At 72.6% G+C, this 6,206-nt stretch carries 5 protein-coding genes; 3 read left to right on the top strand and 2 right to left on the bottom strand.

The window, feature by feature from the left end; all coding sequences use genetic code 11:
- Positions 1-23: 23 nt before the first annotated feature.
- Positions 24-797 (bottom strand): ferredoxin--NADP reductase, encoded by a 774-nt coding sequence (locus tag A612_RS09725; protein ID WP_019374306.1) that lies wholly within the window; start codon positions 795-797, stop codon positions 24-26.
- Positions 798-1,110: 313 nt separating this feature from the next.
- Between A612_RS09725 and A612_RS09730 the strand changes: the two genes are divergently transcribed.
- The 3 genes from A612_RS09730 to A612_RS18075 are packed head-to-tail and all read left to right on the top strand — an operon-like array spanning position 1,111 to position 5,751.
- Positions 1,111-2,262: an ABC transporter substrate-binding protein gene (locus A612_RS09730; protein ID WP_051001484.1), complete on the top strand. Its 1,152-nt coding sequence runs from the start codon at positions 1,111-1,113 to the stop codon at positions 2,260-2,262.
- Positions 2,263-2,317: 55 nt separating this feature from the next.
- Entirely contained in the window at positions 2,318-4,225 is a 1,908-nt protein-coding gene (locus A612_RS09735; RefSeq protein ID WP_019374308.1) for an ABC transporter permease, read from the top strand.
- Positions 4,222-5,751 (top strand): ATP-binding cassette domain-containing protein, encoded by a 1,530-nt coding sequence (locus A612_RS18075; protein ID WP_019374309.1) that lies wholly within the window; start codon positions 4,222-4,224, stop codon positions 5,749-5,751. The genes A612_RS09735 and A612_RS18075 overlap by 4 nt, the downstream gene beginning before the upstream one ends.
- A gap of 6 nt (positions 5,752-5,757) precedes the next feature.
- On the opposite strand, the gene A612_RS09745 is transcribed toward A612_RS18075, so the two are convergent.
- On the bottom strand, positions 5,758-6,206 hold a 449-nt coding region (locus A612_RS09745), incomplete at its 5' end, for a magnesium chelatase subunit ChlI family protein (protein ID WP_040436534.1).

Raw genomic sequence — 6,206 nt, forward strand, 5'->3', positions numbered from 1 at the left:
CTGAGGCGGGCCGCCCGGGCGGCCTACTTCTCGACGAAGGCGCGCTCGATCACGAAGTCGCCCGGGCGCGTGGTGTTGCCTTCCTCGAAGTCGCGCTTTTCCAGCAGCTCCTTGAGCGTGGCGAGCATCTCCGGGCTGCCGCACAGCATGACGCGGTCTTCCAGCGGGTCGAGCGGCGGCACGCCCAGGTCCTCGCACAGCCGGCCGCTGTCGATGAGTTGGTTGATGCGCCCCTGGTTGCGAAACGGCTCGCGCGTCACGGTGGGGTAGTACTTGAGCTGGGCCGACACCAGTTCGCCCAGGAACTCGTGCTTGGGCAGCTCCTCGGTGAGGTAGTCGTGGTAGGCCAGTTCCTTGACCTCGCGCACGCCGTGGATCAGGATGACTTCCTGGAATTTCTCGTAGGTGTCGGGGTCGCGGATCACGCTCATGAAGGGCGCCAGCCCCGTGCCGGTGGACATCAGGTACAGCCGCTTGGCCGGCAGCAGGTAGTCGATCAGCAGCGTGCCGGTGGGCTTCTTGCCGACCACGATGGTGTCGCCCACCTGGATGTGCTGCAGGCGCGAGGTCAGCGGGCCGTCCGGCACCTTGATGGACAGGAACTCGAGGTGTTCCTCGTAGTTGGCGCTGACGATGCTGTAGGCGCGCAAGAGCGGCTTGCCATCCACCTTCAGGCCGATCATGGTGAAGTGGCCGTTGGAGAACCGCAGCGCGGTGTCGCGCGTGGTGGTGAAGGAAAACAGGCGGTCGGTCCAGTGGTGCACCGACAGGACACGTTCTTCGAGGAATGCGCTCATGGATGGCGGGGGTCAGGACAGGGAAAATGGGCTCCGGCCGGGGACGGCGGGCGCGGTGGGCGCCGCCCGGCAAGGCCTCGGGACGCGCCGCGGGGCGTGAGTGTCGCCGGTTTGATATGCGCCACGCGCATAAGACGAAATTTGCCGAACCGCCCGAGGTCTACGTACAAACCCTGGGATTGTGGTGCAAACTCGCGCCCCTGGCACATTTGCGGACGATCCTCCTGACCTGGGACAAAGGAAGCACACCATGTCGTTTCGACTTTCTGCAAGAGATGGGGCGCTGGCCCTGCTGGCCGCCGCCACCGCGCTGATGGCCCACGCGCAGGGCGGCGGCGCCTACCGGATCGGCGAGGTCAACAGCTACAAGGCCCAGCCGGCCTTCCTGGAGCCCTACCGCAAGGGCATGGAGCTGGCGGTGGAGCAGGTCAACGCCGCCGGCGGCATCGACGGCAAGAAGCTGCAGCTGCTGGTGCGCGACGACAACGGCGTGCCGGGCGACGCGGTGCGCGCGGCCGAGGAGCTGATTGCGCGCGAGAAGGTCGACGTGCTGATGGGCAGCTTCCTGTCGCACGTGGGCCTGGCGCTCACGGACTTCGCGCAGCAGAAGAAGCGCTTCTTCCTGGCGGCCGAGCCGCTCACCGACAAGATCGTCTGGGAACAGGGCAACCGCTACACCTTTCGCCTGCGGCCGTCCACCTACATGCAGGTGGCGATGCTGGTGCCCGAGGCGGCGAAGCTGGGCAAGAAACGCTGGGCGATCGTCTATCCCAACTACGAGTACGGCCAGTCGGCGGTGGCGACCTTCAAGAAGCTGCTGGCCGAGGCGCAGCCGGGCGTGGAGTTCGTCGCCGAGCAGGCCACGCCGCTGGGCAAGGTGGATGCGGGCAGCGTGGTGCAGGCGCTGCAGGACGCCCGGCCCGATGCCATCTTCAACGTGCTGTTCGCCGCCGACCTGGCCAAGTTCGTGCGCGAGGGCAACACGCGCGGGCTGTTCGAGCAGCGCGCCGTGGTGAGCCTGCTGTCGGGCGAGCCGGAGTACCTGGACACCTTGAAGGGCGAGACGCCCAGCGGCTGGATCGTCACCGGCTACCCCTGGTACGCCATCCGGACACCCGAGCACCAGGCCTTCCTCGATGCCTACCAGAAGCGTTTCAAGGACTACCCGCGCGCCGGCTCGGTGGTGGGCTACAACGCCATCCTGTCGGTGGCGGCCGGCCTGAAGAAGGCCGGTTCGGCCGACACGGAAAAGCTGATCGCCGCCTTCCGCGGGCTGGAGGTGGCGACGCCCTTCGGGCCCATCACCTACCGCCCGCAGGACCACCAGTCCACCATGGGCGCCTACGTGGGCCGCACGGCGCTGCAGGGCGGCAAGGGCGTGATGGTGGATTTCCAGTACATGGACGGCGGCCGCTTTCAGCCCTCGGACGCCGAGGTGGCGAAGCTGCGCCCGGCGGCGCGGTGAGGAGGGGCCGCCCGGCCGGCAGCGGCGGCGCGCCGGCAGGAGGGCGCGGCTGAGCATGGACCTGTCCGGGCTGCTGGTGCAGCTGCTCAACGGGCTGGCGAGCGCCTCCACGCTGTTCCTGGTGGCGGCGGGCCTGTCGCTGATCTTCGGCGTCACGCGCATCGTCAATTTCGCGCACGGCTCGCTCTACATGCTCGGGCTGTACCTGGCCTATTCCTGCGTGGAGCGGCTGGGCGGGGCGCTGGACTTCTGGCCGGCGCTGTTGCTCGCGCCGCTGGTGGTGGGGGCGCTCGGGGCGCTGGTGGAGGTGGTGCTGCTGCGGCGCATCTACCGGGCGCCGGAGCTTTTGCAGCTGCTCGCCACCTTCGCGCTGGTGCTGGTGATCAAGGACGCGGCGCTGGCGCTGTGGGGGCCGGAAGAGCTGTTCGGCCCGCGCGCGCCCGGCGTGCTGGCGGGGGCCGTGACGCTGCTCGGGCGGCGCTTTCCGGTCTATGACCTGCTGCTGATCGCCATCGGGCCGCTGGTGCTGCTGCTGCTCACGGCGCTGCTGGCGCGCACGCGCTGGGGTCGGCTGGTGCGCGCCGCCACGCAGGACCGGGAGATGGTCGGCGCGCTGGGGGTGAACCAGGCGTGGCTGTTCACGGGCGTGTTCGCGCTCGGGGCGCTGCTGGCCGGGCTGGCGGGGGCGCTGCAACTGCCGCGCGAGCCTGCCAGCCTGGAGCTGGACCTGGCGGTCGTGACCGGCGCCTTCGTGGTGGTGGTGGTGGGTGGCATGGGCTCGCTGCCGGGCGCCTTCCTTGCGGCGCTGCTGATCTCCGAGCTCAAGGCGCTGTGCATCTGGCTGGGGGTGGTGCAGCTCGGGCCGCTCACCATCGCCTTCCCGAAACTCACCCTGGCGGCGGAATTCCTGGTCATGGCGGCGGTGCTGCTGTGGCGGCCCTGGGGGCTGCTCGGGCGGCCGCAGGCGGTGGTGCGCGCGCTCGGGCCGGCCGAGGCGCCGCTGCACGCGGCAGCGCCCACGCTGCAGGTCGGGGCGGTCGCGCTGCTGGCGCTGCTGGCGGCCGTGCCGTGGCTCGCGGGGGCGGACAGCTACGCCACCGTGCTGCTGACGGACGTGTTCATCGCCGCGCTGTTCGCCGCCAGCCTGCACGCGCTGGTCGGCCCGGGCGGGGTGCATTCCTTCGGCCACGCGGCGTATTTCGGCCTGGGCGCCTACGGCGCGGCGCTGCTGGTGCACTGGTGGCAACTGCCCTTCGCGCTGGCGCTGGCGGCGGCGCCGCTGGTGGCGGCTGCGGGGGCGCTGGTCTATGGCTGGCTGTGCGTGCGGCTGTCGGGCATCTACCTGGCGATGCTGACGCTGGCCTTCGCGCAGCTGACCTGGGCGGTGGCCTTCCAGTGGGATGCCTTCACCGGCGGCAGCAACGGCCTGACCGGCATCTGGCCGCCCGAGGCGCTGGCGCGCGGGGCGGGTTTCTACTGGCTGGCGCTGGGGCTGTGCGCGGCGGGCATCGCGCTGCTGCGGCGTGCGCTGCTGGCGCCCTGGGGGCTGGCGCTGCGGGCGGCGCGCGATGCGCCGGCGCGCGCCGAGGCGGTGGGCATCGACGTGCGGCGCATCCAGTGGGCGGCCTTCGTGCTGGCCGGGGCGCTGGCCGGGCTGGCGGGTGCGCTGTTCGCCTATTCCAAGGGCAGTGTGGCACCGGACGTGCTGGCGGTAGCGCGCTCGGTCGATGGCCTGGCGATGGTGCTGCTGGGCGGCGTGCAGACGCTGGCCGGGCCGCTGGTGGGCGCGGCGGCCTTCACCTGGCTGCATGACAGCGTGGCGCGCGCGAGCGAGTACTGGCGCGCGCTGCTGGGCGGCACGGTGCTGCTGCTGGTGCTGCTGTTCCCGCAGGGCATCGCCGGCGTGGCCCAGCGGGCGCGCGCGCTGCTGGAGCGCCGCCGCAGCGTGAGGGCGCAGCCATGAGCCTGCTGCGGGTGGAGGGGCTGCGCAAGTCCTTCGGTGGCGTGCAGGCGGTGCAGGACGTGTCGCTGCAGCTGGAGGCGGGCGAGCTGCTGGCGCTGATCGGGCCGAACGGCGCGGGCAAGAGCACGACCTTCAACATGGTCGGCGGGCAGCTGCGGCCGGATGCCGGGCGGGTGTTGCTGGACGGGCGCGACATCACGGGCCTGGCGCCGCGCGCGCTGGCGCGCCTGGGGGTGGGGCGCACCTTCCAGATCGCCCAGACTTTTGCCAGCCTGACGGTGCGGCAGAACGTGCAGATGGCGCTGCTGGCGCAGGCACGCGCCACTTGGCGCGGCTGGCGCCGCGCCGACGCCTTCCGGCCCGAGGCGGCGCAGGCGCTGCTGGCGCAGGTGGGACTGCAGGGGCAGGCCGAGCGCCCGGCGAGCGAGCTGGCCTACGGCGATGTGAAGCGCCTGGAGCTGGCGCTGGCGCTGGCGGGCGAGCCGGTGCTGCTGCTCATGGACGAGCCCACGGCGGGCATGGCGCCGGCCGAGCGGGTGGCGCTGATGGAGCTGGTGCAGGGGCTGGCGCGCGCGCGGCGCATGGGCGTGTTGTTCACCGAGCACAGCATGGACGTGGTCTTCGGCCAGGCCGACCGGGTGGCGGTGCTGGTGCGCGGGCAGCTGCTGGCCGAGGGCGCGCCGGAGGCGATCCGCCAGGACGCGCGGGTACAGCAGGCCTACCTGGGCGGCGGGCTGCAGGGCGGCGCGGCGCCGGTGGCGGCGGCCGGAAAGGAAGAGCCGGAAGTCCCGGCGTCGGCGGGGGCGCCGCTGCTGAAGGTGCGCGACCTGCAGGCCTGGTACGGCGCGGCGCACATCCTGCAGGGCGTGTCGCTGGAGGTCGCGCCGGGCGAGGTGGTGGCGCTGATGGGGCGCAACGGCGCCGGCAAGTCGACCACGCTCAAGGCCATCGCGGGCTTGCTGGCGCGCACCGCCGGCGAGGTGGAGTTCATGGGCGCACCGATCCGCGGCCGCCCGCCGCACCGCATCGCGCGCGCCGGCCTGGGCTACGTGCCCGAGGAGCGGCGCATCTTCACCGACCTGACGGTGCTGGAGAACCTGGAAGTGGGCCGCCAGCCGCCGCGCGCCTGGCCGGACGGGCGGGCGCTGCCGGTCTGGACGCCCGAGCGCCTGCTGGCGCTGTTTCCCAACCTGGGCGAGATGCCGCACCGCCCGGGCGGGCGCATGAGCGGCGGCGAGCAGCAGATGCTCAGCGTGGCGCGCACGCTGATGGGCCAGCCCTGCCTGGTGCTGCTGGACGAGCCCTCCGAGGGCGTGGCGCCGGTGGTCGTCGAGCAGATGGCGCAGGCGGTCGCCGAGCTCAAGCAGCAGGGGCTGGGCATCCTGCTGAGCGAGCAGAACCTGGGCTTTGCCCAGGCGGTGGCCGACCGCGCCTACGTGCTGGAGAAGGGCCGCATCGTCCACGCGGCGCCCATGGTGGCGCTGGCGGGCGACGCGCAAGCGCGCCGGGCCTGGCTGGGCGTGTAGGCGCGCCTACGGCGCCACGCCCTGCAAGCCGCGCCGGTACTGCACCGCCTCGGCCACGTGCGCCACCGCCACCTCGGCGCTGCCCGCCAGGTCGGCGATGGTGCGCGCCACCTTCAGGGCGCGGTGCGTGCCGCGCGCCGACCAGCCCAGGCGCGCGGCGGCGGTCTGCAGGAAGCGCGCCGCCGCCTCGTCGAGCGGCGCGGCGCGTTCGAGCAGGGCGCCCTGCAGCTGGTGGTTGGTGCAGCCCTGGCGCGCAAGCGCCTGCTGCCGCGCGGCGGTGACGCGCTCGCGCACGCGCTGGCTGGGCTCGCCCGGCGGGGCGTGCAGCAGTTCCTCCGCCGGCAACGCCAGCACTTCCACGTGCAGGTCGATGCGGTCCAGTAGCGGCCCCGACAGGCGCCCCTGGTAGCGCGCCACCTGCTCGGGCGTGCAGCGGCAGCTGCGCTGGCGCGAGC

Origin of the sequence: Melaminivora alkalimesophila (genome assembly GCF_000282995.1) — a bacterium.
GTDB classification, from domain to species: domain Bacteria; phylum Pseudomonadota; class Gammaproteobacteria; order Burkholderiales; family Burkholderiaceae_C; genus Melaminivora; species Melaminivora alkalimesophila.

Bases quoted from the DNA above. Each gene is read 5' to 3' on its own strand.
- A612_RS09725 (WP_019374306.1), bottom strand. From the start codon at position 797: ATGAGCGCATTCCTCGAAGAACGTGTCCTGTCGGTGCACCACTGGACC.
- A612_RS09730 (WP_051001484.1), top strand. From the start codon at position 1,111: ATGGCCCACGCGCAGGGCGGCGGCGCCTACCGGATCGGCGAGGTCAAC.
- A612_RS09735 (WP_019374308.1), top strand. From the start codon at position 2,318: ATGGACCTGTCCGGGCTGCTGGTGCAGCTGCTCAACGGGCTGGCGAGC.
- A612_RS18075 (WP_019374309.1), top strand. From the start codon at position 4,222: ATGAGCCTGCTGCGGGTGGAGGGGCTGCGCAAGTCCTTCGGTGGCGTG.